26 protein-coding genes are annotated in these 24,687 nt (G+C 43.0%); 10 read left to right on the top strand and 16 right to left on the bottom strand.

The window, feature by feature from the left end; all coding sequences use genetic code 11:
• Positions 1–240: 240 nt before the first annotated feature.
• The 7 genes from V7K30_RS13800 to V7K30_RS13770 all read right to left on the bottom strand — a co-directional run bounded on the left by V7K30_RS13800 (position 241) and on the right by V7K30_RS13770 (position 7,258).
• The gene (locus V7K30_RS13800; RefSeq protein ID WP_335000000.1) at positions 241–1,845 is read right to left on the bottom strand and encodes an NAD(P)H-quinone oxidoreductase subunit N; all 1,605 of its coding nucleotides are present in this window, start codon (positions 1,843–1,845) and stop codon (positions 241–243) included.
• Positions 1,846–2,298: 453 nt separating this feature from the next.
• Entirely contained in the window at positions 2,299–2,460 is a 162-nt protein-coding gene (locus V7K30_RS13795) for a hypothetical protein (protein ID WP_334999998.1), read from the bottom strand.
• 60 nt (positions 2,461–2,520) lie between these two features.
• Entirely contained in the window at positions 2,521–2,793 is a 273-nt protein-coding gene (locus V7K30_RS13790) for a hypothetical protein (RefSeq protein WP_334999995.1), read from the bottom strand.
• Positions 2,794–2,870: 77 nt separating this feature from the next.
• The gene (locus tag V7K30_RS13785) at positions 2,871–3,932 is read right to left on the bottom strand and encodes a WD40 repeat domain-containing protein (protein ID WP_334999993.1); all 1,062 of its coding nucleotides are present in this window, start codon (positions 3,930–3,932) and stop codon (positions 2,871–2,873) included.
• A 153-nt stretch (positions 3,933–4,085) separates the two neighbouring features.
• The gene (locus V7K30_RS13780; protein WP_334999991.1) at positions 4,086–5,057 is read right to left on the bottom strand and encodes a CobW family GTP-binding protein; all 972 of its coding nucleotides are present in this window, start codon (positions 5,055–5,057) and stop codon (positions 4,086–4,088) included.
• Between the two features lie 752 nt (positions 5,058–5,809).
• On the bottom strand, positions 5,810–6,724 hold the full coding sequence (locus V7K30_RS13775; RefSeq protein WP_334999989.1) for an alpha/beta fold hydrolase: 915 nt from the start codon (positions 6,722–6,724) through the stop codon (positions 5,810–5,812).
• 93 nt (positions 6,725–6,817) lie between these two features.
• On the bottom strand, positions 6,818–7,258 hold the full coding sequence (locus V7K30_RS13770) for a SufE family protein (RefSeq protein WP_334999987.1): 441 nt from the start codon (positions 7,256–7,258) through the stop codon (positions 6,818–6,820).
• Positions 7,259–7,272: 14 nt separating this feature from the next.
• Between V7K30_RS13770 and V7K30_RS13765 the strand changes: the two genes are divergently transcribed.
• Positions 7,273–7,461, top strand: coding sequence for a hypothetical protein (locus tag V7K30_RS13765; RefSeq protein ID WP_334999985.1), 189 nt, complete (start codon positions 7,273–7,275; stop codon positions 7,459–7,461).
• Between the two features lie 361 nt (positions 7,462–7,822).
• On the opposite strand, the gene V7K30_RS13760 is transcribed toward V7K30_RS13765, so the two are convergent.
• The 3 genes from V7K30_RS13760 to prfC all read right to left on the bottom strand — a co-directional run bounded on the left by V7K30_RS13760 (position 7,823) and on the right by prfC (position 13,244).
• Complete coding sequence (locus V7K30_RS13760) at positions 7,823–8,332, bottom strand: RNA recognition motif domain-containing protein (protein ID WP_334999983.1); 510 nt, start codon at positions 8,330–8,332, stop codon at positions 7,823–7,825.
• A 618-nt stretch (positions 8,333–8,950) separates the two neighbouring features.
• Complete coding sequence (locus V7K30_RS13755) at positions 8,951–11,218, bottom strand: M48 family metalloprotease (protein WP_334999980.1); 2,268 nt, start codon at positions 11,216–11,218, stop codon at positions 8,951–8,953.
• 397 nt (positions 11,219–11,615) lie between these two features.
• Complete coding sequence (prfC, locus tag V7K30_RS13750; protein WP_334999978.1) at positions 11,616–13,244, bottom strand: peptide chain release factor 3; 1,629 nt, start codon at positions 13,242–13,244, stop codon at positions 11,616–11,618.
• Positions 13,245–13,368: 124 nt separating this feature from the next.
• On the opposite strand from prfC, the gene V7K30_RS13745 reads away from it, so the two are divergent.
• The 3 genes from V7K30_RS13745 (at position 13,369) to V7K30_RS13735 (ending at position 15,564) form a co-directional block, all read left to right on the top strand.
• Positions 13,369–13,728 carry a DUF4870 domain-containing protein gene (locus V7K30_RS13745; protein ID WP_334999976.1) on the top strand — a complete coding sequence of 120 codons (360 nt, stop codon included), beginning with the start codon at positions 13,369–13,371 and terminating at the stop codon, positions 13,726–13,728.
• 501 nt (positions 13,729–14,229) lie between these two features.
• Entirely contained in the window at positions 14,230–15,210 is a 981-nt protein-coding gene (hemB, locus tag V7K30_RS13740; protein WP_334693290.1) for a porphobilinogen synthase, read from the top strand.
• Positions 15,211–15,354: 144 nt separating this feature from the next.
• Entirely contained in the window at positions 15,355–15,564 is a 210-nt protein-coding gene (locus V7K30_RS13735; protein ID WP_334999973.1) for a hypothetical protein, read from the top strand.
• A gap of 48 nt (positions 15,565–15,612) precedes the next feature.
• Here the strand turns inward: V7K30_RS13735 and V7K30_RS13730 are convergent, their stop codons facing one another.
• Positions 15,613–16,209: a hypothetical protein gene (locus tag V7K30_RS13730; RefSeq protein WP_334999971.1), complete on the bottom strand. Its 597-nt coding sequence runs from the start codon at positions 16,207–16,209 to the stop codon at positions 15,613–15,615.
• 546 nt (positions 16,210–16,755) lie between these two features.
• On the opposite strand from V7K30_RS13730, the gene V7K30_RS13725 reads away from it, so the two are divergent.
• Positions 16,756–16,938 carry a hypothetical protein gene (locus tag V7K30_RS13725; RefSeq protein ID WP_334999970.1) on the top strand — a complete coding sequence of 61 codons (183 nt, stop codon included), beginning with the start codon at positions 16,756–16,758 and terminating at the stop codon, positions 16,936–16,938.
• 374 nt (positions 16,939–17,312) lie between these two features.
• Here V7K30_RS13725 and V7K30_RS13720 read toward each other — a convergent pair whose 3' ends face one another.
• Positions 17,313–17,525 carry a DUF6887 family protein gene (locus tag V7K30_RS13720; RefSeq protein ID WP_334999968.1) on the bottom strand — a complete coding sequence of 71 codons (213 nt, stop codon included), beginning with the start codon at positions 17,523–17,525 and terminating at the stop codon, positions 17,313–17,315.
• Positions 17,522–17,761 (bottom strand): DUF6888 family protein, encoded by a 240-nt coding sequence (locus tag V7K30_RS13715; RefSeq protein ID WP_334999966.1) that lies wholly within the window; start codon positions 17,759–17,761, stop codon positions 17,522–17,524. Before V7K30_RS13715 ends, V7K30_RS13720 begins: the two co-directional genes overlap by 4 nt.
• 269 nt (positions 17,762–18,030) lie before the next feature.
• Here V7K30_RS13715 and V7K30_RS13710 point away from each other — a divergent pair, with 269 nt between their 5' ends.
• From V7K30_RS13710 to V7K30_RS13690, 5 genes are all read left to right on the top strand, one after another.
• Positions 18,031–19,014 (top strand): alpha-ketoacid dehydrogenase subunit beta, encoded by a 984-nt coding sequence (locus V7K30_RS13710; RefSeq protein ID WP_334999964.1) that lies wholly within the window; start codon positions 18,031–18,033, stop codon positions 19,012–19,014.
• Positions 19,015–19,143: 129 nt separating this feature from the next.
• Entirely contained in the window at positions 19,144–20,562 is a 1,419-nt protein-coding gene (secD, locus tag V7K30_RS13705) for a protein translocase subunit SecD (protein WP_335000187.1), read from the top strand.
• Positions 20,559–21,536 carry a protein translocase subunit SecF gene (gene secF, locus V7K30_RS13700; RefSeq protein WP_334999962.1) on the top strand — a complete coding sequence of 326 codons (978 nt, stop codon included), beginning with the start codon at positions 20,559–20,561 and terminating at the stop codon, positions 21,534–21,536. The genes secD and secF overlap by 4 nt, the downstream gene beginning before the upstream one ends.
• 72 nt (positions 21,537–21,608) lie before the next feature.
• Complete coding sequence (locus tag V7K30_RS13695) at positions 21,609–22,022, top strand: hypothetical protein (RefSeq protein WP_334999960.1); 414 nt, start codon at positions 21,609–21,611, stop codon at positions 22,020–22,022.
• Between the two features lie 97 nt (positions 22,023–22,119).
• Positions 22,120–22,590, top strand: a complete 471-nt coding sequence (locus V7K30_RS13690; RefSeq protein ID WP_334999958.1) for a GNAT family N-acetyltransferase — start codon at positions 22,120–22,122, stop codon at positions 22,588–22,590.
• Here V7K30_RS13690 and V7K30_RS13685 read toward each other — a convergent pair.
• From V7K30_RS13685 to V7K30_RS13675, 3 genes are all read right to left on the bottom strand, one after another.
• On the bottom strand, positions 22,553–23,473 hold the full coding sequence (locus V7K30_RS13685) for a sensor histidine kinase (protein WP_334999956.1): 921 nt from the start codon (positions 23,471–23,473) through the stop codon (positions 22,553–22,555). The genes V7K30_RS13690 and V7K30_RS13685 overlap by 38 nt on opposite strands.
• Positions 23,474–23,572: 99 nt before the next feature.
• Positions 23,573–24,181 (bottom strand): L-threonylcarbamoyladenylate synthase, encoded by a 609-nt coding sequence (locus tag V7K30_RS13680; RefSeq protein ID WP_334999954.1) that lies wholly within the window; start codon positions 24,179–24,181, stop codon positions 23,573–23,575.
• Positions 24,182–24,368: 187 nt separating this feature from the next.
• The gene (locus V7K30_RS13675; protein WP_442941065.1) at positions 24,369–24,584 is read right to left on the bottom strand and encodes an acyl carrier protein; all 216 of its coding nucleotides are present in this window, start codon (positions 24,582–24,584) and stop codon (positions 24,369–24,371) included.
• Between the last annotated feature and the right edge of the window lie 103 nt (positions 24,585–24,687).

Raw genomic sequence — 24,687 nt, 5'->3', positions numbered from 1 at the left:
TAGCGATAGCGTAACGCATCATTCATTCCAAGCTTTTGGTGCGTTATGCTCTGCTAACACACCCTACAAAATTACTTAGGGCTTGCTGAAAAAATAATTTATGATTTCTATAGCAATCTCTATTAGACTTAAATATAAGTTGTAAATATAATTTTCAGTTAAAAGATATAATAAACGCCTGTCTGCTTATTAGCAAACAGGCGTTTCTTTGAGTACAAACTTTGGTTGAGATTCGGGTTATTAAATCTTCGCAGTAGAATCAACTGAGGGTTGAGACTGACTAACCGAATCTAACTTTGGCAAAAGCAGTAAATTTTGTGCTTTTACACTACTGTTGATTGTTGCTTGCAAAATGGGGGTATTGGAGATAGAATTGTTAGCCAATGTAAACAGTGGATTTGACAAAATCCCTGCTATGGTAGTGGCAATTAATGTTACCACCAACCCGACTTGCAAAGGTCTCAGCCCAGGCAAATCCCAACGCACTTGTGGATAATTCTTCACCGCGTCGGACATTTCATGGGGTTCTTTGACTACCATCATCTTAACTACGCGAATGTAGTAGTAGATGGAGACGACGCTGGTAACTAAGCCCAGCAATACTAACCAATAAAGTCCTGCTTGCCAACCAGCCCAGAATAAGTAAATCTTGCCGAAAAACCCAGCTAATGGTGGAATACCACCCAAGGAAAGCAGGGCGATACTCAACCCCAGTGTTAGGAGTGGGTCTTTTTGATATAAGCCAGAGTATTCGGCAATCTGGTCAGTTCCTGTCCGCAGTGAGAACAGGATGATGCAGGTAAAGCCGCATAGGTTCATGAACAGGTAAACCAGTAAGTAAAATATCATACTGGCGTACCCTGCCTGTGTACTAGCAATCAAGCCAATCATCACAAACCCAGCTTGGGCAATGGATGAATAAGCTAGCATCCGTTTCATGCTGGTTTGGGCTAGAGCGACTACGTTACCCAAGATCATACTGAGAACGGCCAGAGCAGTGAAGACAAACCTCCACTCGTCAGCAACAAGGGGGAAGGCTGTTGTCAGCAAGCGGATGGCGAGGGCAAACCCAGCGGCTTTGGAACCGACAGATAAAAAGGCGATTACTGGGGTGGGAGCGCCTTCGTAAACGTCTGGTGTCCACTGGTGGAAGGGTGCAGCGGAGATTTTGAAGCCAATACCTGCGATCGCAAAAACCAGGGCAATCACTAAACCTAAAGATTGACCGACTTTCGCTGTGGCAATGCCATTAGCGATCGCACTTAGTTCAGTTTCTCCTCCAGATAGTCCATACAGCAGTGATACACCGTACAAAAATATTGCCGTACTGGAAGCTCCAATTAACAAGTATTTCAGCGCAGCTTCATTGGATCGGGGGTCGCGCTTGGTATAACCTGTCAACAAGTAAGAGGAAATACTCAGGGTTTCTAGGGAGATAAAAATCATCACCAACTCACTAGCCCCGGATAAAAACATCCCTCCTAAAGTAGCACTCAGCAAAATAGCGATGAATTCGGCTAAAGCGGTGCCGCTCTGCTCAACGTAGCGAATTGACATCAGTATAGTCGCAACCGCAGACAAGGCAATAATCCCGCGAAAGACGATACTCAGGTCATCACCATTAAAGCTACCGGTAAAACCGATGGGATTAGGAGAGTCCCATTGAAAATATAGGGCGATAATCGAAGCAAATAAACCTGCGATCGCTAGATATCCAATCCAGCGTGCGGATGTACGCCCCAAAATCAAATCAACAATCAAAACCCCCAAGAGGGTGAGAATAACAATCCCCTCTGGCAAAATCGTTCCAGCGTTTAGCTGGGATGCAATATTAGCAAAATCCATGAGATGTATAGGTTTTGGCGATTAGACATTAAGGCTAACTCTGTTCACTCTAGCAAGTTTTCTAATTAAGAGACTAGCTCTTTTGTTCAAGAGCTTAACAGCTTTAGCATAGATTGCGATCGCCTACAGCACGCTACGCGATTGCACCAACTTCACTAGCTTACCAGCAGGTTTCTCAGTATCTAGGGATTCACCTAACAGCTTTCCTACCTCGTTTTTCAGGCGTGACCTTTAGCGAATACTTGGTTACATAAAATTAACGTGAGTTCGACAGTTCATCTAGTAATCGCCTAATTAGCGTAAATATTGAAACCTCTCCCTGGTTTTACTACACAAAACCGTCCCTCTCCGAGTCGGAGAGGGACAGACTTGAACGAAAGTTCAAGGCAGGGAGAGGTTTGTTGAACTTACATTAAAATTAATAAGGGCACAGCATTGCTCATACGTGTCAACTTAAGCTAAAAGTCTTTTCAAATCTCGTTTCCAGCCTCTGGCTGGAAATGCTGCTCCTGGTGGCTCTGCCGCCAGCAAGGGAGGCGGAGCCTCTAGAACGGCATTCCCAGTCGGAGACTGGGAACGAGACAATCTAAAAGCTGGTTCTAGGCAGGCTTTCACGCTAAGTTGACACCAATGAGCATTGCTGTACCCCTACAATATTCATAACTTCTAACTTTATTAAAAACCGACTGATGGCAGTTTGCCTTGTAGCGACTGAAATTTAGACTGAACACAGTTTGCACAATTGCAACCAAGTTGATCAATAATCGGATTAGATGTTTGAATCAACTTTGGTGTTCCTAAATCAGTAATTTGTTGTGTAGATGCTACCGTAATAATTTGTGTAGCATATGCAGATTTAAGGTTGGATGCGTGTGCTGGATTGACTATCAGCAGCATAAATGCCAGAAGCGCAGGACAGGCAAGTAAAATCAGTTTGATTATGTTCATAATTCACACAAAGATACTTTTGCTGATACAGCATAACCAATAAATTGCCGGGGTTCAACTTTAAGTACTGATATTGTTTAACTGCGCCCAAATCCTTGACCCCGCAAAACCTTTGACCAAATAACTAATTCGCCTTTCTCACCGCCTGCGGCCAGTAACTTGCCTTGGGTATGCCAAGCTAGGCTAGAAAAGCCTGCTGAGACACCTGTGATAATTTGGGATACTTCCTTGGCTTGGTTCCACAAACACAACCAGCCGTCAGCAGCAGCAGAAGCGAGAAAGAAGCTTTTGGGTGCAAAGGCGATCGCATTGATTACACCGACATGATTAGTTAATACTCGCGCTTCCCAACCTAAGGAATCATCCTCTAGTTTTTCCCACACCACAATACCTTCAACACTGGAAGATGCCAGTATCGGCGCACCTACTTTAGTCATAGCTTCTGACCATGCCAATTGGCGAATTTTACCAGGGAAGCCACGCATCACCCAAGGGTCGGGGTTGTTCCATTCTAAAACGGTGACACTACGATCCATATTGCCAGAAGCCAGGAATTTGCCATCGGGCGACCAAGCCATAGCTAAACTGACAGTAGTCATATCTAGGTTGTATGGTTCTTCATCCCAATTTTGACTATGCCAAATCTTGACTCCCTTATAACCACTAATGGCTAAATACTGTCCGTCAATGCGCCAATCTATACCCAATACTGAAGAGTTGTCGAAATTCAGCGTCACGACAATTTCATGAGTATCTGCATCCCAGACTTGGACGTAACGCCCTAAACTAAAAGCCAGTTGGTTACTGGTGTAATTCCAAGCTAGCTTGTCCACCCATGCGGGGGCATTTTCTAGGGTGGCGATTAATTCAGTACCGCGCCAAATTTTTACTTGTCCATCCTGTCCACCAACGGCTAAAAATTTTCCATCTGGGGAAAATGCAAGACAGTCTACTGATTTACCGTTAGCAGTTTGTAAGGTTGTGAATTCACCATCATTCCACAGAACTACTTCCCCGGCGGCGGAAGTTGCTGCTAAAGTTTTACCTTGTGGCGACCAAGCGATCGCAGTTACATAATCTGAAAGTGTCCCCGAATAGTGTTGTTCAAATTCCTTAGATTTGCTGGTTGTGGAGTTCATATTTGTAAAGGGGGAGTGGGGAGTGGGGAATGGGGAATGGGGAATGGGGAATTTCCTACGTCAATGGATTCAGGAATTTGAAAAAGACTACTTTGTGGGGAATGGGGAATGGGGAATTTCCTACTCCCTACTCCCTACTCCCCACTCCCTAAATTATGCTAGACAAGCGAGAAAATCTTGCTTGAGTTGGGCTGCATCAAGATTGCGACCGATGAATACCAGTTCGTTTTTAGGGGTTTCACTTGGTTTCCAAGGGCGATCGGGTTTGCCATCAAATATCATATGCACCCCTTGAAACACAAATCGATTATCTTCTCCAGCAATATTTAAAATGCCTTTCATCCGAAAGATATCTGGGCCTTGGGTACGCAGTAACTCCGAAATCCAAGTGTTTAATTTTTCTCCATCGACTGCACCTGCTTCTACTAAAGCCACAGAAAAGACAGTTTCATCATGTACGTGGGCATCTTCGCCTAAGAAATCTGGATCAATTTCTAATGCACGGTCTAAATCAAAGGCTTTTACACCTAATAAAGCATCCATTCCTAGTTCAGAATTTTGAGTCCGGTAGATTTTTGCGATCGCATTCATCGCCCGAATCCGTTTTTCTAATTCATCCAACTCTTCTGGCGCTACCAAATCTGTTTTATTAAGTAAAATTACATCCGCAAAAGCAATCTGTTCTTGGGCTTCGTCTGCATCCCAGTGCTGCCAAATATGCTTGGCATCTACGACTGTCACCACCGCATCTAAAGACAGTTGGCTTTGCAAATCTTCATCCACAAAAAATGTCTGAATCACTGGTGCAGGATCGGCTAATCCAGTCGTTTCAATTACTAAATGGTCAAATTTATCGCGCCGCTTCATCAAATTGCCAATAATCCGAATTAAATCGCCGCGCACTGTACAACAGATACAGCCATTGTTCATTTCAAAAATTTCTTCATCTGCATCGATAATCAATTGATTATCAATACCCACTTCCCCAAATTCATTGACAATCACAGCAACTTTTTTGCCGTGTTCGTAGGTGAGGATGTGATTGAGTAGAGTCGTTTTACCTGCTCCCAAATAGCCTGTAAGAACAGTAACGGGAACTGAATTGTTGATTACGTCAGCCACCATACTCTAAATTCCTCTTGTCTCACCTTATGGATAATCATTATCGCCTATGATAAATCTTTTTATATTTTTGTGCGAACTTGCTCTTATTTTGGTTTTCAGCAAAATAATCACATAATTTAATAAAAAAGATTTTATTTTTTTGCATCTGTAATAAGTAATAAATATTCACAAGTTATATCATGTCTGGGTAATTATTTATGATTCCCACAGTCATCGCGCCCCTCTCCCAATACGGTTCGGTTAAGGTTATTTGATGAAAATAATAGATCCCAAAGACGCGATAAATCGCCGTCAGGACGAAGGACTGATTATTGTAAAGACGGCGATTTATCGCGTCTCTTGCCTTAACCGAACAGTATTGACCTCTCTGCTTAATCCCCTCCTCGCTTGCGCGGAGGGGAGACAAAGCGTAGCTTTGGCGGGGTGGGGTTCTTGAAGTTTAATAAGCAATCAAGGGAACATGATATTAGCGTAGCCTGATAAGCTGTTGCGTATTTAATTTGTATATGCGACGCGGGCAAGATGCCCGCACTACAATAATTTTACGTTTTCGTGTTATACAATTTAGCTGCACATCAGCTTAGGAATATTGCATACAAGCAAACCTACTCCTTTGGAGAACTCGTAGAGTCGCCGCAGAAGGATCTACAAACTTCTCGGAAGTTGCAGGTTAGTACCTTGACAATGCCGGAGAAGCTATAATAATTATTATCAATAATAAGAAAATTATACTTTGATGGAGAAGTGAGGAATTAATTTTCTGGGGATAACAAAAAGTCTTGAACTGCTTCTAAAACAACTGCTGGGTATTCTTCATGAAGTCCCAGAGAACCAGGAATAACAACGCTTCTCACACCTGCTAAGGCTACCAAAGCGTTCATTTCTTCTCGTGATTTGGACGGGCTAGATTCCCCAATTACTACCATGAGCGGTACGGTTAAAGACTGCACAAGTTCCAAAAAATCAGATTGTTCGTGTACAGCATCGAGATTACCAGTTACAAAGGCAGCAGATGCAAATCGCGCTCCTGGTTGTTGAGTCGTGTGCCACTTCTTCTCAATGAAACTGGGTGTAATTTTAGCCGCGTCAGTAAACACATGACGGCGGTACATAAAACTTAAGAAAGATTGGGTAGTGTTGAGTTTGTAGAGAGCTTGACCAAGTATAGGCGATCGCACTAATTCTCTCACAATGCCAGCTATTTGCTGACTTGCCCCCATTGTCGGCAAAGGGCCACGCCAAGTAGGAGCTAACAATAAAATTCTTGAGAAAGCAGCCTGTTGTTTCACAGCTAATTGTAAAACGTAACTAGCAGCATGACCAGCCGCGATCGCAGTAATGGGAATATTAAAAATAGCTTTGACAAAATCTTCCAGAAATTGCTGATATATTTCCGGTCGATAATTCAAACTAGGGCGAGAAGATTCTCCAAATCCAGGCCAATCTATGGCTACAACTTGAAAATTGGGAGCTAGTAACCTGGCAAGTTCGCCCATTTCCAAGCGCGTCGAAACAGTGCTGAAAGCTGGTAGTAGCAATAGCGGTGAACCTTTACCGAGGGTTTCATAAACAACGCGCAATTGCTGATTTTCCCAATTCCAGAGATATTCTTGAACTACTCCACCAAAGCCAATAGCAGCAGAGGTAGATAATAAATTTGTTGACATTCGACTAAATTTATTATTAAGAGTGAGGAGTTAGGAGTTAAGAGTTAGGAATTCAAAACTCTTAACTCTTGATATTTATTTGCAATTATCTGTTTAGTTAGGCAAACCTAGCTTACATTCCAATGCTTTTTTTTGCATGGTTTTAAAAATGTTGTAAAATCCATTAGCACGAGAAGGTGTAAGACTAACGTTTAAACCTGTTGCTTGAATAAAATCTGGGGTAAGTTGGACAATCTCAGTTGGCGTTAGTCCATCCAATCCTTCAACCAGAAGCCCTACTAATCCTTTGGTTAACTGGGAATCGGAATCGCCCTGAAACACAACCTTCCCATCATCCAAGGCTGCTGTGATATAAACTTGAGACACGCAACCAGGAACTTTATTTTCGGGTAATTTTTCCGCTTCTGGGAACTCATTTAGCTTCTGAGCATACCAGATTAGCTGTTCGTAGCGTCGCTTCGGTTCGGAAGCGCGTTGAAAGCGCTGGACAATTTTAGCGAGCGCAGGTGGCAAAGAATCTAGAGTTGAGGACATAACAGAAGCTGCAAATGATCGGTCTTACCTTGAGTGTAGATTATCTTTGGAGCGATGCCTACGCCGGGCTACGCCTACGCGCCGACCGTTCACTTGGCAATATAAAGCTAGCCATTATTGGCTATAACTTGTCAAATCCAGATAATTACTGCGTAGGCGTAGCCCAACCTAGGCATCGCATTCACATCGGTCAGGTTTTTTAATGCGCCTAATCACAAAAACTTAATTTTTTTATAAGCAGGCTTTAACAGCAACTCTATAGAAGTTCCTGCTGTATTAGTATAGACTTCCTGCTATTACGTAAGTATGGGGAATGAGTGAAATTTATGTGTCGTTTGATTTGACTACGGGATGCTTACGGTGGTCACTGAGCTTCTTGCCTTGAGCGTTCGCGCAGCGTCTCGTAGAGAAGCCGAAAGGTGCCGAAGTGCTGGCTGCGCCTACGCACTTACAAAAATAGCTGCAAGTAACTTTTAACTAAGCAGCTAGGTGATAATCAACAATTAAAAATTAAAAATCAAAAAAAATTCTGACTTTTAATTTTTAATTTCTCTACCTTAAGGATTAATTCGTAGTTTGTGCAGCTAGCATCTGCTTCAGCTTTTCTAATTCCGAAGCCCAGCGAGGATCTGGACGAATAGCGTCTGAATCGGTGGTTGTGGTGCTGCTTTCACGAGAACCACCGCCGCCACTGCCGCCACGACGAGGCTTCTTAGAGCTTTTCTCCCGACGGCTACCTTCTCTATTAGGGCTAGGAGTGGGAGTACTACTAGCAGCAAGACTAACTGGTTTAGGAGCTTGCTCGTCGCCCTCTTCACCCTTTGTCCGAGGTAATGCCTTCTCTAGCTTAATGGCAGTGTCTTTGAACATCTGACCATTATACTTTTCAATGATTTCGTCAGCTTGTTCGTCATTGTTGACGGTAAGAAAACCGAAACCACGGCATTTGCCAGTTTTGCGGTCTTTAATTAATTTAGTAGTTACAGCATCACCTTCTGCTGCAAAAACTGCTTGCAGATCTTGACGATCTATTTCTTCTTTAGGCAAATTACCTATATATAGGCGAACGGACATGAACTATACCTCCAGAGTTAAATGAATATGGCAAGGCAAGAAAACAATCACTTGGCTTTAACTTTTAAATAGATGCTATTGACCAAGACTGCCATCAACCAATTTTTCTGCTCAAAACTGTCAACCTATACAACAATACAGTTTTTCGTCGGGATCAAGCTTGTTTAATCTAAAGGCTCACACTATGGTGAGCTAATAACACCTTAATTCTAAGAATTGTAAATTTAATAGCCTAGTGCCTGCTAAAGTACACGCTTTCTTCTATGCCCTTTTTCGCAGAATCAAATACCATTCCTTACATTACCACGGTATTTTCTACGTAGCTAGTTTAGCGCATACATTTCCGACGTTAGTATTACTGTATCGTAACATAAAAGACATTTTTTTATTCAAGGGAGCATGTTTTGAAACAAAAACCAGTCAGTGGCTGGTTAATTTGCTGCTGTGTTGGAAGGATAAAAGGTATGGAGCGGGGGAAAAAGTATCAGAATTCACAACTAAGCTGTGGTGCTGAGTTACGTCGGCTGCTCTTGTTTGTGTGAATAAATGTAACACTTATAAAGAAAACCTGCAACTTTTGTTTACATTCCAATTTGCCCAATGCCCAATGACTACTGACTAACCAGTAAGAAAAACGTATGCACCCCAAGCCTGTGCTGCAACTGCCAAAAAAATAGACCAAATGGGATGAGGGCTATGAATGGTTTTACCACTTTGAGTTTCCAGGGTTTGGATATCGATCCAAGGTGTTGCTCCTCGCCGGAACCAACCTGTGACGATAATTTGCCGACCAATCAAATCCTGGTGATTGAGTGACTGTCCTAGCCAAGAAATGTGGTGTAATTTCACCAAACCCGCGCTGGATTGGAGGATTAAATCTTGCGCTAGGGAGTTGCTAGTGCCTTGACGACCTAATAGTTTGCCCACAATCCGCACACTGATGCTGTCAATCGGTAAGGCAGAAGGGTCAGCTAATAGGGTGGGTAGGTAGTCGTCAGTTTGCACGGTGGCAGGTTTAATATCGGGGAAGAAAGGATTAATCCGCATCACTGTACCGATGCTAAAGCCAATCAGAAGGCAGCCTGTAATGAAAGACCAATCTTCATATATCCACTTTAGATTTAAAAACTTGAGTGCAAATGCTAGTTGCCAGGTTAGCCAGACCAAAGCTGCGAATAGAACCCCTAGAGGAATTCCCAACCAGGGAGCGATTTGTAATAGAAAAGACTGACGCTTAACTTTTGATGGAACGCTTGCAAAATGTAGTTCGGTGTCTAGATGCCAGTGACGGGCTATTTGGCAGAGGCGTTCGATGCGATCGCCCATTAAGGGATGGCTATTATTAATCGTAAACCATCGGCGATAGGGATTGGCAGTATCCCACTTCAAAAAGGATTCAAAAGATAAATTACTCGCAATAGTACCCAAAGAAAGGCTCTGTTGGTGGCTAACTGGTGTCAGAAGATTTAAGCTTTCCAACTGCCAACTGGTGTGTTCTTGTTTTTCGATATCAGCTGCAATGCCAATGGCAATTTTGAGTAAGGCACGAATCAGGGCATTGGGATTACCAGTAATTTCGGCGGCGACGCGATCGCTATAATAAAGCCGCAACCGCGACAACCACAATGCAGTCCCAGTCAGCAAACACCAAACTCCATAAACGAGACTAGCCAGAATTGTCACCGGCCAGCGCCAAATTTTCCCTGATATTTTGTCTCCCAGCTGGGACACTTGCTGATATAGCTGATGGATTGGTAGTGTCACCAGCAGCAACAAAGACATCACAGCAAAATCCCAGTGAGCAATATGCCCTAGCTGCGTGGCGTAAATAGTGGCGATTTCATCATCTGCTAGTTGCTCTAATAGCCCTTGACTCACAACAATCCTGGCATTACCTGGTAAACTACCATAGGTCAGGATAATTGGTGCAGCCATTGGTAAAATCCGCAGTTTGGGTAACGGCCAGTGCCGTTGTTGACAACAACGTTGTAACACCCGGACGGCTTCGCGGCTATGAGTATTCAATACATCTTTAGGAAATTTTCGCTGACCATACAAGTTCGCCAGTAGCAGATCCAGCAACCAAGGTGATACTCCGATCAAAATCACCAATACTATTAGCAACAATTTAGTAGGGTCGCGGTATAAAAGCTGCAACGGCTCCAGATAAGGTAGTTTGACTAAAGTCTGGTTTATCAATCCCATTGCTAACTTCAGGATTTCTCGCATCACCCAAAACAAGGCGATGAAAGTTCCTGCTGACAGTAGCCGCAACGGAATTAATTTCGCTTTCCGTAGGGGTTGCCAAGCTCTGGCGCGTTGTGCTTGCCGCCAATAAATAACACCGAATAATTTAGCTTGGGTGCGGGTAACAGAACCCATGAAACCGTTTAGGGGTGCAGCCGGTGGTGGTAGTGGTGTCGCTACTGTAGCTTTGAGTCTAGTTAGTGGCACCATCGGCGGAGTTTCGTCGCTTTTGGTTTCTATTACTTGATCATTTGGCTTTTCCTCTAATGTAGGAGTTTCCGGGGTTGAATCTGGGGTTGAATCTGGGGTTGAATTCTCAAAAGCAACAAATCCAGTTTCGATATTTTTTGATTCTTGATCAGGTTTTTTACGTTTTGTCAGGTGTTCGAGAGCGCGTGTTGCCCACTCTTGAACTTGCGGATTGTTACTCTCAATGAGATTCTGGGAAATAGCGATCGCTTTGGGAACTTCGCCAGTCCGAGCATAAGCCATCACTAAACCAACCTGGGCTTGTAAGCTAGCAGTCGCATTGCTTTGGCTGCTAGCAATCGGTTCTAGTTGGGCGATCGCTGTTTGGTAATTTCCCTGCTTGAGGGCAACTAAACCAGCCTCCAAAGACGGTTTGGCATGTGAAGGCATACAAATTCTGGCACTCCAATCTCTTCTAAGTGATCCACGTTTGTGCAAAAGCGCGAACCTCGGATGCCGTGGAACTCAACCGCGCTCAAGTTTTGCTTGTCAACCAATTTTGGATTTTGGATTTTGGATTTTGGATTTTGGATTGACCCCGTGCCTCTTGGGTACGAGGCTTGAGGATTTTAAATTGAGCATTTTGGATTTGTTCCGCCCACTAAGGGGAGCCACTGCGGTGGAGGGGTTCCCCGACATAAAGGAGGCAGGCGCTAACAGCGGGTTTCCCGACTTGTTCGCGCAGCGTCTCCCCTTGGGAGAAGCAACTGCCGTCAAGTGGCATCGAGACATAAACCAAAAAATCTAAAGTCTAAAATCTAAAATCTAAAATTCGTAGTCAAGTGAATTATTCCTCCACTGGTTGTTGACTAGAAAATACTGGAGCGATCGCGCTTAATTTTAACTCTGGATGGTCGCCTAGTAACTGTTGACAATTCCATTCATTGCGGAATAGCAACACTGGGCGTCCCATACTGTCTTTAACTGTAGTGGTATTGAATATCCGTCCCACCTTTTCTAATGCTTCCCAACCACCCTCAACCCAACGGGCGACACTGTAGGGCAATACCTCTAGTAGGGTTTCTACGCCATACTCATTTTGTAAGCGAAATTGCACCACCTCGAATTGCAACTGACCCACCGCCGCCAAAATTGGATCGCGTTTGGCTTCATCAGTTGAATACATAATTTGCACAGCACCTTCTTCTCGCAATTCCGCGACGCCTTTTTGGAATTGTTTAGACTTCGAGGGGTTGGGATTCCTCAGAGACGCAAACAGTTCCGGCGAGAAATACGGAATTCCCTCATATTCGAGCTTTTGCCCCGTGTAAATTGTATCCCCGATCGCAAAAACACCGGGATTATTCAAACCGATCACATCCCCAGGATAAGCCACATCAATCGATTCTCGCTCTTGGGCAAAGAGTTTTTGCGGGCGAGACAGACGGATGAGTTTACCGATGCGGGCGTGATTCACCATCATATCTTTTTCAAACTTACCAGTGCAAACCCGGATAAATGCGACGCGATCGCGGTGTTTCGGGTCCATGTTCGCTTGCAGTTTGAAGACAAACCCCGAAAACTCTGGGTATGTAGGGGCAACTTCGCCAACACTGCTGTAGTGAGAACCGGGTTTCAGGGCATAGTCGAGGAAATACTTGAGGAATAACTCTACCCCAAAGTTAGTCATGGCGCTACCAAAGAACACAGGGGTCATTTTGCCTTCGTGTACCAACTGTAAATCTAACTCTGGCCCAACTCCATCTAACAGTTCCAAATCATTTTTCAGTTGGTAGTACAGGCTTTGTTCTAGCTGCTCTTCTATTCTCGGATCACCTAATTCCACTATTGTATCAAGGGCTTCTCGGCTGCCGTGGGCGCTGCGTTCAAACAGGTGAATTTGTTGCTTGTGGCGGTCAAAAACACCTTTAAAGCGATCGCCCATACCAATCGGCCAGTTTACCGCATAGGTTTGCAATCCCAGTTCTTGCTCAATTTCATCCAACAGTTCTAGAGGTTCTCTTCCTGGGCGATCGAGCTTGTTGATAAATGTAAAGATCGGGATACCCCGCAACTTACACACTTCAAACAATTTGCGGGTTTGGGGTTCCAAACCTTTTGCTGCATCAATCAGCATCACTGCATTATCGGCGGCGGCGAGGGTACGATAAGTATCTTCACTGAAATCTTGGTGTCCGGGAGTGTCTAATAAATTTATTTGACAATTTCGGTATTCAAATTGCAACACTGTGGAGGTAATAGAAATACCCCGTTGTTGCTCCATCGCCATCCAGTCAGAGGTAGCCTTACGCTGTGCCCGTCGCGCCTTAACCGCCCCAGCTTCGTGAATTGCACCCCCGTATAGGAGTAGCTTTTCTGTAAGTGTAGTTTTACCCGCATCGGGGTGAGATATAATCGCAAAGTTGCGGCGAAGTTCAACTGCTTGAATAAGTTCAGACTGAAGTTCAGTAGACATAAGTGTATTTGTTTGTTAGCTAGCTTAATTTTTTTTGACTCTGGCAAGTCTTTTAATCTTAAGACAACGATGCTCGTGATAGGGTCGTAGTATAACCAACAATCTGACTAAATAGGAGAAAGCAATGTACGACACAGACAAGCGAAAGCTTCTATCTGCCCTGTCTCATGGAGCGATTTTTTTCAGCACAACGGTGGTATCTGTAGGTATACCTATTGCCATACTGCTCGTATCTGATGATCCTGTTGTTAAAGAAAACGCCAAAGAATCCATCAATTTCCACTTTAATGTCTGGCTTTATGGAGGGATTCTGGGAGCGCTGTTTTTTCTATTCGGTTGGTTAGTGTTACCTCTATTATTGCTGGGCCCACTAGCCGCTCTGGGATATATATTGCACTGGGGATTAACAATTTGGGCGCTCATTGGAGTTTTTAACAACCCTGATATACCCTTCCGTTATCCCTATATTTTCCGAGTTTTTTAGCACAAATTAACATTGGGCACTTGTACTGAGCAAACGCGAGTGCGTCTCGTAAAGAAGCCGTTGGCGCAGCCTCTCCAAGAGTTGTATTGGGCATTGTTAATTATTTGCTTCCAAGTACAACATTTGATTAATTCGTAGCGAACTCTCTGCGTGCCTCAGCGTTTACCTCTGCGCCCCTACCCTGCGGGAAGGCATTCGCGAGTGCGTCTCGTAGAGAAGCGCCTATCCGTTTAAATTTCAACCCTCAATTTGTCAGGATTTTGCCAACAGACGATCTTACCATTTTGAATTTTTAATTGCTTACTATGTTGTTTTTTTTCTAGTCCGTCGGATAGATGCAAGCAAGCTGTAGAATACAAAATTGCCCTACAACTTGATTGAGAGTAGGGCAAAGGACAGTTAAGCACTGTTTGTAGTCTGTCCGACGGCAGGAAAGTTTTAGCCTGCTTTTGTGACGCTTTGTTTTGTGTCCATTTGCGTTGTTTTTCATCATAAAATTTTATGTTTCCTATACATCGCCCCCGTCGTCTGCGTACCCATCCCCAACTGCGCCGGATGGTTCGTGAAACCGTTTTGACAACAAGCGATTTAATTTACCCACTATTTGCCGTACCAGGTGAGGGAATCGCTAACGAGGTGAAATCGATGCCCGGAGTCTACCAACTTTCGGTAGATAAAATTGTCGAAGAAGCAAAAGAAGTTTATGACTTAGGAATTCCTTCGATTATTCTATTTGGTATCCCGGCTGATAAAGATGTAGATGCCACTGGCGCTTGGCATGATTGCGGAATTGTCCAAAAAGCAGCAACGGCGGTAAAAGCAGCAGTACCAGATTTGATTGTAATTGCTGATACTTGTTTGTGTGAGTACACCAGTCACGGTCATTGTGGTTATCTGCAAGTTGGTGATTTAACAGGACGAGTTTTAAATGACCCAACTCTGGAATTGTTGAAAAAAACAGCAGTTTCTCAAGCGAAAGCCGGTGCTGATATCATCGCGCCTTCGGGGATGATGGATGGCTTTGTCCAAGCAATTCGTGTGGGTTTGGATGAAGCCGGATTTCAAGATACGCCGATTATGTCTTATGCTGCTAAGTATGCTTCGGGTTATTATGGCCCATTTCGGGATGCAGCAGACTCGACACCGCAATTTGGGGACAGAAGAACTTATCAAATGGACCCAGGTAACGCCCGCGAAGCCCTTAAAGAGATTGAATTGGATATTGCTGAAGGGGCTGATATGCTCATGGTTAAGCCAGCCTTGGCATACATGGACATTATCTGGCGGGTGAAGGAAGCGAGTAACTTACCAGTTGCGGCTTACAATGTTTCTGGTGAGTATGCGATGGTAAAAGCTGCGGCTCTCAATGGTTGGATTGATGAAGAGCGGGTGGTTATGGAAACTTTAACTGGGTTTAAACGCGCTGGCGCTGACTTGATTTTGACTTACCATGCCAAAGATGCGGCGCGATGGTTAAAGTAAGGTGGGCGATTGAAGGGTAAGAATTTAATAAATCTCACGCAAAGGCGCGAAGGCGCAAAGTTTTTCTCTGTGTTTTGGTGTTTGGGCGTGAGATTGTTGTATTTTGGCTAGTATTGAAACAACTCTGTCATTAATCGAAATATTATGGATTTTGTGATCAAAGTAATGCCAAAAGGTGAAATAGAACTGCCAGATGAAATAAAAGCACAACTTCGTCCTGGCGACGAATATCAGGTTTTTCTGATAGAAAACTCTATTGTTTTAAAAAAAATACAGAAAGAGTTAGACATAAAAGAATGGTTTCGCCGAATTGAGGAATTAGGCCCTGACCCCAATCAACCTACTCTTGAATAAATTAGCAAGATTGTAAAAGAAGTGCGAAGTGAGTAATTATAATTTTTTTCAGCGTACAGCACTAGCTAATATTCCTAAAATTTTATTGACATCTTTAAGATAATATTCACTTAAATCTATCTGGATAGATTGCCCTTCTAATTTTAAAAACTGCCAAATACTTCCAGTTGTGACAGTTCCATAAATTATCAAATTTTCATTACCTGCTCGTTCGTTAAATATTCTGGCTGCTAACATTTCGGCTACACATTGTCCTAAACCAGCAGTAATGTTTTCTTTTTTAGCTTCCACAATAATAATGACTGGTGCAGTGATAATTAGTCTTTCTGGAGAATGGGTAATTAGAAAATCACAGATTCCATTTAAACCTTGTGCCGTATCAACATTGAATTCAACACCAGAAAACAAATTTATCTGGTCATTTAATTGTCGTCTCAAATCTAGTAAAATCGGAGAAATAATCATCTCAGAGCGAGCTTTTTCACTATTGCTAGCAATAGCTATAGGTAAATTATATTGAAGAATTTCTTTTAATAAATAACTGGATTCTATCTCAGATATATTAGCAAAAATATCAGTTTTCTCAATAGTATTTATTTGAAAATTCTGTTTAATTTTCTCTAAAGTAAAATCACTATATGACATATCAGGAGACACCTTCATACAACAACGCTAAAACTTAATCTATTCCCACAGTAATGCTGAAATCCAAATATTGACATCAACTACAACCCTCATTTGTCAGTCCAAAGTTCTTGTCTAACTTCTTTGACTATTTGACTGATTTCTTCAAGCGTTGGTTGATTTGGATCTGAACCAGCCTCTTTCACTTGTTGTCTTAATTTTTTTAGTGTTAATCGGTTATAAGTTTTTTTTGAAAACTATCTCATCTTCCGTAACGGAGACTTCATATTCAGTAGAGGGCTGAAGCTGTTGCCAACACTTCTGGAGGAATTTCTAGCTTTCCATCAGCCGTTACTTTGGCAATAATAGCTGTGTTCATAATTTTCATATTTGAGTCTGATTCGATTTTATCCTTTTATTTGGGGCATTTAGCTGGGACGTACACAAAGAATTGCTTGTAGTTAGGCAGTATAGGTAGACATATACTTTATTCTCCTCCCTGTCGGGCCGGGATGGACGGCAAGTTATCAGGCTGGATGCGGTATTGTCAGGGAGGAAGATGGTTTTTTGTTACATGATTGCGCCACTGCTGCTGGTTCTTCCGGTAGTCCCATTGTTGGCGTAATTGGTGGCGACCCTTATATTGTGGCTCTGAATAATGGTGAAGGAAAAAATCTCCAGACTGGACAAGATATCATCAATTATGCGGTGAAAATTTCTACCATCGAGGAGGCTTCGCGGGGAAATTAGATAGGGTTATATGATGTCTGCTGAATTGCCGATAATAAAAGAACCTCACCCTGGTTTTGCTCCCGCAAAACCTGTCCCTCTCCTTAGAGGTTGTTTGAAAAGTGGTTTGTTGTGCTTTTAATCGAATTATTACCCCCCTTAATCCCCCCTTATAAAGGGGGGAAACAATAAAAAAATCCGGTTCCCTCCCCTTTATAAGGGGAGGGTTAGGGTGGGGTAATAACATTTGATACATCAATCATGACTTTTCAAACATCCTCTTAGTAAGGAGAGGGATTAAAGATAGGACAGGGTGAGGTTTTTCTTTTGTTTTGGGTAATTTGATGAGGTTATCAACGCCAAGTTATAAAATATTGTTGGAGGGTTGCGAAGGCTTAAGCTTGCTTTCGTAGTCTTTCTAGGTTCTGTTGATGCAACTCTGGGAAGTTTTCTAAATCATCTATTGACTGTGGTGCAGAAAAGATTACAGCGTCTTCAGAGGTGAATCTATCTAAATAAGTTTGAAAGGCTTCATCATCTTCTCTGTGGTCAAGGATATATTGACGCAATTGGGCACGGGGCATTGTCATAAAGTCTGGCTTACTCATACATATCTCCACTTCCCGTTTAGGTAAATTATAATTTCGTTTTCTTCACCAGCGAGAATTACAATATTTTTTGTTCGTTGATCGATTCGCACTAAAAACACAGGTAAATACATTTTAGTAGCCCAAAAACTTAAAATAAACAACGTTTTCAATTGTTCTACAGTAGGCATATTTAAATTATTGCCATAACAGATTTTTTCCTCTAGCGTGACTTGAGTTAAGTTGGTATCTGTCAACAGTGAAGTTGTCTAAACACATTTTATGCAGATTGTTTGCGTGATATTACATAAATAGAATATTCCCTCCTTTGCCAGAGTGAGAGGCGATCGCTCATAAAACCTCTAAAATTTAAATTAAATAGCTTTGATATAGTTATGGCAATTACTCGCTCTATGCTTGGGGCGCTTCGTTTAAACAACCTAATCTCTAACTAGTGCGATCGCTCACCGTATTTGCGACAGCAGCACGATAAAATTCTAAAACCATAATCGTACTAAAGGTCTAAATGGCAGAAACACTATTCTTCAACGCCTTGCGGGAAGCCATTGATGAAGAAATGGCACGTGACTCCAGCGTATTCGTTCTCGGTGAAGATGTAGGACACTACGGCGGTTCCTATAAAGTTACCAAAGACCTGTACCAAAAATATGGCGAACTCCGCATTCTAGACACTCCCATTGCTGAAAATAGCTTTACTGGAATGGCAGTAGGAGCAGCGATGACTGGGTTGCGTCCCATAATCGAAGGCATGAATATGGGCTTTTTACTACTCGCCTTTAACCAAATCGCCAACAACGCTGGGATGCTGCGCTATACTTCTGGCGGTAACTTTAAAATTCCGATGGTAATTCGCGGCCCTGGGGGTGTGGGACGGCAGCTAGGAGCAGAACATTCCCAGCGACTAGAAACCTATTTCCAAGCTGTGCCAGGGTTGAAGATTGTTGCCTGTTCCACACCAAGAAACGCCAAAGGACTACTAAAATCCGCTATCCGCGATGATAACCCTGTATTGTTCTTTGAACACGTTCTGCTTTACAACTTGAAAGAAGATTTACCAGAAGAAGAATATTTACTACCCCTAGATAAAGCAGAGGTTGTGCGCCCAGGAAAGGATGTCACAATTATCACTTATTCTCGGATGCGGCATCATGTGCTGCAAGCGGTAAAAACACTTGAAAAACAAGGTTATGATCCAGAAGTTATTGATTTAATCTCGCTCAAGCCATTAGATTTTGATACTATTGGTGCATCAATACGGAAAACCCATAAAGTCATTGTTGTGGAAGAATCCATGCGAACTGCGGGCATTGGAGCAGAAGTCATCGCTTCAATTAACGATCGCTTATTTGATGAATTGGATGCGCCAGTACTACGGCTTTCTTCCCAAGATATCCCCACGCCTTACAACGGCAATCTGGAACGACTAACAATCATCCAACCAGAGCAAATAGTAGAAGCTGTGGAAAAAATGGTAGCTTTGCGAGTCTAAGGACTGGGGACTGGGTACTAGGAGAATAACTCATGCCCAATCCCCAATCCCCGATCCCCAGTCCCCAATACTTACTCATAACTCCATAAAAGAGCGCTATTATAGCCTTTGTCAGTTGCGAGTTATGGTATGCAAAGACAGCGATCGCTATTAATTTTGATTTTAGTCCTGATAATCGCCGCGATAACGGTGATTGCTACAATTCCGATACCCCTTGGACTGGACTTGCGCGGAGGCTCACAGCTCACAATTCAGGTGAAACCATCACCAGAAATTCCCAAAATCACTGACCGCGAATTGGAAGGTGTAAAGAAAGTTGTCGAAGGTCGGATTAATGGTTTGGGTGTTTCTGAGCCAGTGATCCAAACAGTCAGCTCAGATAAAATATTGGTACAACTGCCAGGGGTCAACGATCCAGAGCAAGCCGAACGGGTGCTAGGGGGGACGGCGCAGTTAGAATTTCGGACTCAAAAGCCGAATACAGAAACCCAACTTTTTGCTTTCCAAGCATCTAGAGCCGAATTGAAAGCCAAGCAAGAAGAGTTAAGAAAGAGTACCGACAAAGCAGCAATTGCTAAGAATCAAGAAGATTTACAAAAAAATAATCAAGCGATCGCAGAATTGTTTGAAAGCACCAATCCACCGCTAATTGGCAAATACCTCAAGGATGCCTATGGTGAACCCACTCAAGGTAACAACTGGCATGTTACCATTCGCTTCGACCAAAAGGGTGGTGAACTCTTTGCCAATTTGACAAAAAATCTTGCCGGTACTGGGCGTAGCATTGGTGTTTTTCTAGACAATGAATTGATCAGCGCTCCTACCGTAGGTATAGAATTTGCCGCCGCAGGTATTAGTGGTGGCTCTGCCGTAATTACAGGACGGTTTACCGCACAACAAGCCAATGACTTAGGCGTGCAACTACGCGGTGGGGCATTACCCGTACCAGTAGAAATAGTTGAAAACCGTACCGTCGGGGCAACTTTAGGTAAAGATAGTATTCAACGCAGTATTTACGCTGGTATTGGCGGATTGCTGTTAGTATTGATTTTCATGTTAGTTTACTACCGACTACCAGGGTTAATTGCCGACTTTTCTTTGATTATCTATGCGCTATTGACCTATGCCACCTTCGCTTTGCTAGGCATTACATTAACTCTCCCCGGTATTGCTGGGTTTATCCTTAGTATTGGTATGGCAGTTGACGCTAACGTATTGATTTTTGAGCGCACCCGTGAAGAACTACGTGCTGGTAAAACTTTATATCGTTCTGTAGAGTCAGGGTTCTACCGAGCTTGGTCTAGCATTTTAGATAGTCATGTCACATCATTGATTTCTTGTGCAGCACTGTTTTGGTTAGGAGCAGGTTTAGTTAAAGGCTTTGCTTTGACATTGGCGCTAGGGTTACTGGTGAATCTGTTTACTGCCATTACTTGTAGTCGCACACTGCTGTTCCTAACATTGCAATTTCCCAACTTGCGTAAGCCAGAGTTGTTTTGTCCCAATCTCTCAACGTCAATTAAGTCTGGTGCGGAGGTGCAGTCATGAAATTTAGTGTCATCAAACGTCGGAGATTTTGGTGGGCAATTTCTGCCACCCTGATGATCATTAGCATGGTGGCGATGGTGATTTCTTGGCAACAACTAGGCGCACCGCTACGTCCCAGTTTAGATTTTGTTGGTGGTACGCGACTACAATTTGAACGCGATTGTACACAACCAAACAACTGCACTCAACCGATTGAAATCTCTGATGTCAGGGAAGTAGTTGACGCTCAGAAACTAAATAATAGTAGCATCCAAGTTGTTGGTCAAAAACAACAGGGAATATCCATTCGCACAAAGACATTAAATGTCGATCAACGCACCCAGTTGCAAACAGCTTTGAGTGAAAAAATTGGAGCCTTCAACCCGAAAGCCACTCAAATTGACACCGTTGGCCCGACACTTGGTCGTGAGCTATTTTCCCAAGGGTTATTAGCTCTGCTTGTCTCCTTCGCTGGAATCGTTATTTATTTGAGTGTGCGGTTCCAGCTGGACTATGCCGTAATCGCAATTATTGCCTTGTTCCATGATGTTTTGATTACGTTGGGTGCTTTCTCCATCTTGGGATTAGTAGCAGGTATTGAAGTTGATAGCCTTTTCGTCGTTGCTATTTTGACTATTACTGGTTTCTCGGTGACAGATACCGTGGTCATCTACGATCGCATTCGGGAAATACTGAATCTACATCCTAACGATCACATTGACAAAGTTGTTGATGATGCAATCAATCAAACTTTAACGCGATCAATTAATACCACGTTAACCGTTTTGCTAACATTGTTTTCCTTATTCCTATTTGGCGGCGAAACCCTGAGAAACTTCGCCCTTGCCTTAATTATTGGATTCACAATGGGTGCATATTCCAGTATTTTCATCGCCAGTACTCTCCTTGCTTGGTGGCGAGAGCGCAGGAGTCAATACCAGGTGGTGGAGAACGCAGAGCCAATTGATACATCTGCCAGTTCTCAGGATAGTTAAACTTGTGTGCATTTCACAATTAGGTTAAAGCATTTTGAATTGCTCATCTATGCTTTGCAATTTTATTCCCCTATGGATCAACCGGAAGAACCATTAACTACTGTCCCAGACTTTGAGAAATCTGACCCATCGTTTGCTCAACAAGTACAAAGGCTCCATCAGCTGACAGTATATAGCAGGTGGCTCTTTGTGGGCTGTTTGTGGCTGACAATTGTGCCTGTTTCCTTGTGGGGTCTACGTACAGAAATTTCTCTGTGGCAACAATATTTTACCTGGGTGGCAGTGAGATTTGCACTCTTCTACCATCCATTATCTACCTTCGGTCTAGCCTTTTGTCTTGGGATGACTGCTGCCGTTTTAGTTTGGCAAAGTCGTAATATTTTACTCGGACTACCACAGCCGGAAAAACAACGTTTAGAAAAACAAGTTTATCGGATACGTCAACAGGGGCCTACTCATCCTCTGTGGAAGTGGGTTTGTCATTAAATTTTCTTTCTCGTTGCATATACATATACACGTACAGCAATTTATAGCAAAATATGACTTAACTATACAAAGATACTGCCAAAAGTCGATGCCATACATGAACGAATCTCAGATTCAATTTAGCGATTGCAAGTCTGAAATTGACCTTTACCAACTCCAAGAACTGTTAAACGTTTCAGCTTTCTGGGCAAAAGGCCGCAGTATTAAGGATTTAGGTATAGCGATTGCCAATAGTGAGCCAGTAATTTCCGTCTGTGATCGCGATCGACTCATTGGCTTTGCGAGGGCAACATCTGATGGCATATATCGCGCCACGATTTGGGATGTTGTGATTCATCCAGAGTATCAAAGTAGTGGGCTGGGAAGCAATTTAGTGAAAACTGTTTTGAGTCATCCCCGCATGAGGTGGGTTGAGCGCGTTTACCTGATGACTACTCACCAGCAGGGTTTCTACGAAAAGATCGGTTTTCAACCCAACACCACCACTACGATGGTGTTACACAACCTACCTAATCGTGCTTTTCTTCCTGCTACAGAAGTTCAGCTTCAGGAATCACTAGGGGGATAGAGATTTGTAGTCTGGTAAGCTGCTGATGTGGTTCCTTCGCAATGGTCGAGGGCAGGATTTCTAACTTTCCTCCCATAACTTTGACTAAAGTCTGATTGATTAATAACCTCATTCCTGGGGAAAGAGCAGCGGTCTTTTGGTCAATCTGGGTCGGCTGATCTTCATATTTGAGCAAATCAATCGGCTCGCTCCAGGGAAAAGCATGAGTTGGTACATCCAGCCAAATGTTTACAAAATTATTTGTAGGTAGGGTGCTGCTGGAAATACAGATGCTGCCTTCCTCCATTTGAGTAATAGCAGTGTCTATTAAACTTATCAATATTTGGCGGAGCCAGAGGTAATCTGCCAAAACATAAATTTCTGGATCGGCGGGTAACAATTGCAAGGGAAAATTGCGATTTGCCGCCAGCATATAAGTTAAGTTATGAACCTCCTGTAAAATTTGGGCTAACGGTCTGGGCTGAATATCTAATTTATTGGTACCGTGTTCAGTTCTGGCAACGGTGAGAATTTCATCCATCAGCTTGAGCAGTTTCAGTGTTCGCTCGTGAGCTTGGGCAATAAATTCTCGTTCTTCAGCTGGATCTTCACACAGATCCGACAAAATTAACTGATGTAAGCCAATCAAACCATTGAGGGGCGATCGCAATTCATGGCTAGTCCGCACCAAAAAACCCGCTTTAAACTGGCTCATTTCCCTTGCCATTTGGTATGCCAGCTGCGTTTGCTGTAGCTGTTGCACTATTGGTGGCATATCCTGTTGATCTAATGGCGCTACTGGGGATGAGCTAGATGAAACATTTGACGATCGCGCAAATAACTGACGGAAAACCATACCTAGTGCTATTCCTGCTCCTAGATATATCCAGTTGCTCCAATTCATAATCTGGCAATTATTAAAAAAGTTAATTGACCACAACAGCGCAAACTAAAGTTTCGGATTTATCTGTTGTTCAAATCAGGAAAACAATATTATAGCTACCTATATCTGGTTATCAGTCGAAATCTCTAACTTTATCGCACCTTGCCGTAAAATTTGCCAATTTATCCCTGTCCATTTAGCAACGGTGGAAGGTACACCCATCCCCGGTATTTCACTCTGATATTCTGTCGTTGCTAGAGTCAAAACCTTGGGAAACTGAACCTCAATTTCTGCGATCCTTTGCAAAGGCGGCTGACCAGAAAAATTGGCGCTAGTGGTGGCAAGAGGGCCTGTTTGCGTCAAAATAGTTTGAGCGATCGCACTGTTTGGGACTCGGATACCAATTGTAGTTGGATCGATGGGGTTCATAACTTTTGGTAGGCGATCGCTCGCTGGCAAAACTAATGTCAGCCCTCCTGGCCAATATTTATCTGCTAGTTCTTGCCAAACTTTATACTCATTCTCATTACCTTTGACATACAGCCACAAATCTTCAGCACTAGCAGCCATCAAAATCAAAGGTTTATCCTGACTGCGTTGCTTGGCCGCAAAAATTAACCCGGCTTTTTCTGGCATCGCCGCAAGTGCAGGAACAGTATCTGTGGGAAAACTCACTAAAAGGCCAGCCCGTGCGCCAGCTATTAGGTCTGCGAGGGAAACTTGCGTCATCTTACTAAGTAAGTCAGCGAGAACAATTCAATATATATTTTCACTTAAGCTCAATCAACTTCTTGCATAAGTTAGGGAAAAGATTAAGGGGAAAAGGGAAAAGGACTCAAAACCCTTTCCCCCATTTTTGCATAAATATATTTATGCAAGATGTCTAATATTTATCAACCAGTAGCACAGGATTCAATTACTCGCTTAAATGTTGTGAAAGAGATGCGATCGTGGGGTAATCCCAAATTACCCTTAAATCTAGGTCTTTTCCGAGCAAAGTTTCTAAATCTCCAGTTAAAACTACCGCTACAGATGAATCTAAACCATAACGGGCAAAAGTAGTTTCTACATTTATTTGCTCTGGTTCAATTTCTAGCAAATCTGCTAAATAAGAAATCAACCATTCTTTGATTTCTGTAGTAAGTAAGTCGGCGGGAAAATTTATAAGTATGTAACGAAAAGTTAAAGAGAGCTATTTGAGTTAAATTTAACACGTTGTGTACTGTAGTTTCCTT

The sequence above is a fragment of the Nostoc sp. genome, assembly GCF_036917655.1.
Lineage (GTDB): Bacteria > Cyanobacteriota > Cyanobacteriia > Cyanobacteriales > Nostocaceae > Nostoc.
This window is presented reverse-complemented; position numbering and strand designations above follow the sequence as displayed.

Bases quoted from the DNA above. Each gene is read 5' to 3' on its own strand.
- V7K30_RS13800 (WP_335000000.1), bottom strand. From the start codon at position 1,845: ATGGATTTTGCTAATATTGCATCCCAGCTAAACGCTGGAACGATTTTG.
- V7K30_RS13790 (WP_334999995.1), bottom strand. From the start codon at position 2,793: ATGAACATAATCAAACTGATTTTACTTGCCTGTCCTGCGCTTCTGGCA.
- V7K30_RS13785 (WP_334999993.1), bottom strand. From the start codon at position 3,932: ATGAACTCCACAACCAGCAAATCTAAGGAATTTGAACAACACTATTCG.
- V7K30_RS13780 (WP_334999991.1), bottom strand. From the start codon at position 5,057: ATGGTGGCTGACGTAATCAACAATTCAGTTCCCGTTACTGTTCTTACA.
- V7K30_RS13775 (WP_334999989.1), bottom strand. From the start codon at position 6,724: ATGTCAACAAATTTATTATCTACCTCTGCTGCTATTGGCTTTGGTGGA.
- V7K30_RS13770 (WP_334999987.1), bottom strand. From the start codon at position 7,258: ATGTCCTCAACTCTAGATTCTTTGCCACCTGCGCTCGCTAAAATTGTC.
- V7K30_RS13765 (WP_334999985.1), top strand. From the start codon at position 7,273: ATGATCGGTCTTACCTTGAGTGTAGATTATCTTTGGAGCGATGCCTAC.
- V7K30_RS13760 (WP_334999983.1), bottom strand. From the start codon at position 8,332: ATGTCCGTTCGCCTATATATAGGTAATTTGCCTAAAGAAGAAATAGAT.
- V7K30_RS13755 (WP_334999980.1), bottom strand. From the start codon at position 11,218: ATGCCTTCACATGCCAAACCGTCTTTGGAGGCTGGTTTAGTTGCCCTC.
- prfC (WP_334999978.1), bottom strand. From the start codon at position 13,244: ATGTCTACTGAACTTCAGTCTGAACTTATTCAAGCAGTTGAACTTCGC.
- V7K30_RS13745 (WP_334999976.1), top strand. From the start codon at position 13,369: ATGTACGACACAGACAAGCGAAAGCTTCTATCTGCCCTGTCTCATGGA.
- hemB (WP_334693290.1), top strand. From the start codon at position 14,230: ATGTTTCCTATACATCGCCCCCGTCGTCTGCGTACCCATCCCCAACTG.
- V7K30_RS13735 (WP_334999973.1), top strand. From the start codon at position 15,355: ATGGATTTTGTGATCAAAGTAATGCCAAAAGGTGAAATAGAACTGCCA.
- V7K30_RS13730 (WP_334999971.1), bottom strand. From the start codon at position 16,209: ATGTCATATAGTGATTTTACTTTAGAGAAAATTAAACAGAATTTTCAA.
- V7K30_RS13720 (WP_334999968.1), bottom strand. From the start codon at position 17,525: ATGAGTAAGCCAGACTTTATGACAATGCCCCGTGCCCAATTGCGTCAA.
- V7K30_RS13710 (WP_334999964.1), top strand. From the start codon at position 18,031: ATGGCAGAAACACTATTCTTCAACGCCTTGCGGGAAGCCATTGATGAA.
- secD (WP_335000187.1), top strand. From the start codon at position 19,144: ATGCAAAGACAGCGATCGCTATTAATTTTGATTTTAGTCCTGATAATC.
- secF (WP_334999962.1), top strand. From the start codon at position 20,559: ATGAAATTTAGTGTCATCAAACGTCGGAGATTTTGGTGGGCAATTTCT.
- V7K30_RS13695 (WP_334999960.1), top strand. From the start codon at position 21,609: ATGGATCAACCGGAAGAACCATTAACTACTGTCCCAGACTTTGAGAAA.
- V7K30_RS13690 (WP_334999958.1), top strand. From the start codon at position 22,120: ATGAACGAATCTCAGATTCAATTTAGCGATTGCAAGTCTGAAATTGAC.
- V7K30_RS13685 (WP_334999956.1), bottom strand. From the start codon at position 23,473: ATGAATTGGAGCAACTGGATATATCTAGGAGCAGGAATAGCACTAGGT.
- V7K30_RS13680 (WP_334999954.1), bottom strand. From the start codon at position 24,181: ATGACGCAAGTTTCCCTCGCAGACCTAATAGCTGGCGCACGGGCTGGC.